Raw genomic sequence first — 1,704 nt, forward strand, 5'->3', positions numbered from 1 at the left:
AAGGGCTCGTAAAGAATCAACGCGGTGGTTTTGTCTCTGTCGTGAGGGCGATGCCGTGTGCGGTTGCGTAGACGTGGAGGCCGGTGAGGGTGGTCAGGTGTGCCGCGGCGGGGCCGGGGGTGTGTCCGTGCTGGTCCATGAGCTGTCTGATCTCGCCGGTGGCCTCGCGGATGGTGTCCTTGCTGACGGTGAACAGGCGGGCGAGCACGGTGGGCGACAGGCCGAGGCGCTGGTGCAGCACGGTGGCCAGAACGCGGTCGGCCAGGTCGAGTTTGGCTTTGCGGCCGCCGCCCGGGGCTCGGCGTCGGGTGCCGCCGTCGCGTCGGGTAGTGCGGTCCGGGGCGTGGAGCGCCTGCCAGGGCGAGGCCAGGGCTGTGGTCAGCTCAGTCAGTTCGGTGCTGGTCATACCGGTCAGGGCGGGGTGCGCCAGGGCCTCGCGGTCTAGGCGGGCGGTTGGTTTGCCGGGGTTCGTCGGCTCGGTGGGCCGGGGGTGCACGGTGTAGTTCCATTCCCCGTGGAAGGCATGGCCGGTCAGCGGTACCGCGTTCAGTTCGGCGTCGCTGACCTTCACTCCCGTGGGGTAGCTGCCGGGGTCCAGTTCGGCGTGGACGGTGAGCCCGGTGCGGTTGGTGGTCGCGGCGATGCTCTGCACGATGACCTCGTAGTTGGTCAGCGGCCGGCCGCGCCAGTTCATCGTGATCGCGGAGAACAGCCGGTGCTCGATCCGATTCCATTTCGATGTGCCCGGAGGCATATGGCAGACCGTGACGGCCAGGCCCGTCTCGGCGGCAAAGCCGGCGAGTTCGGTCTTCCAGGCCCGGGTGCGGTAGCCGTTGGAGCCACCCGCGTCGGCGGTGATCAGCAGACGGGTGGCGCCGGGGTAGTCGAGATGTCCCTGCCCGTTCCACCAGCGGCGGATCGATTCGACCGCGAAGGCCGCGGTGTCGTGATCGGTACCGACGCTCACCCAGCCGGTGTCCGCCGCCAGGTCGTAGATGCCGTAGGGCAGGGCCTTGCCCAGCGCGTCGCCGGGGAAGTCATGGACGTCGACCCGCACGGGTTCACCGGCCGGCCGCCATTGGCGTCCCGCGTTCTTGAACTCCCCGACGACCTCCTTCTTTTTCGTGTCCACGCTGACCACCGGCTCGCCGTCCGCCTGATGGTCCTTGGCCTGGTCGTTGATGTACCGGAACTGCGCGTCCCTCTCGGGGTGTTGAGCGCCCTCAAGGGTCTTGGCATTGGCCTGCAGACTGAAACCGTTCTCCCGCAGCAGTCTGCCCACGGTCGGCGCCGAAGCGGCGTGGCCCTGACGTGTCAGTTCCCCGGCCAGAGACCGCAGCGACTTGGTTGTCCACCGCAGCGGCGACATCGGATCGCCCCGTTCATCCGGCTCGACCAGTGCCAGTAACGCTGGAACGAGTAGCGGGTCAAGTTCCTCGGCGCTCTTGCGGCCGCCGCCGTCTCGGCGGACCCGGCCCTCGGGCAGTGGGTTCTCACCGCCCTCCAGTTCGAAGACGCCCTTCCGTACCGTCGTCTCGCTCACCCCTGCGGCACTCGCGACGGCCCTCACCCCGCCGTGCCCCAGCAGCCGGGCCTCGGCGGCCAGCGCCAGCCGCTGCTGCCGCTCATTCAGATGAGGGAACAACACCCCGAATCTCAGGGCGAGTTGATCGCGAACCTCGCTCGGTATGCGCATACCACACC

Annotated in this window: 1 protein-coding gene; it reads right to left on the bottom strand. The window is 68.7% G+C overall.

Going from position 1 to position 1,704, the window contains the following annotated elements; all coding sequences use genetic code 11:
• Positions 1-16: 16 nt before the first annotated feature.
• Positions 17-1,696 carry an ISAzo13 family transposase gene (locus BIV25_RS46045; protein ID WP_071378575.1) on the bottom strand — a complete coding sequence of 560 codons (1,680 nt, stop codon included), beginning with the start codon at positions 1,694-1,696 and terminating at the stop codon, positions 17-19.
• Positions 1,697-1,704 lie beyond the last annotated feature (8 nt).

Origin of the sequence: Streptomyces sp. MUSC 14 (assembly GCF_001866675.1) — a bacterium.
GTDB lineage: Bacteria > Actinomycetota > Actinomycetes > Streptomycetales > Streptomycetaceae > Streptomyces.

Bases quoted from the DNA above. Each gene is read 5' to 3' on its own strand.
- BIV25_RS46045 (WP_071378575.1), bottom strand. From the start codon at position 1,696: ATGCGCATACCGAGCGAGGTTCGCGATCAACTCGCCCTGAGATTCGGG.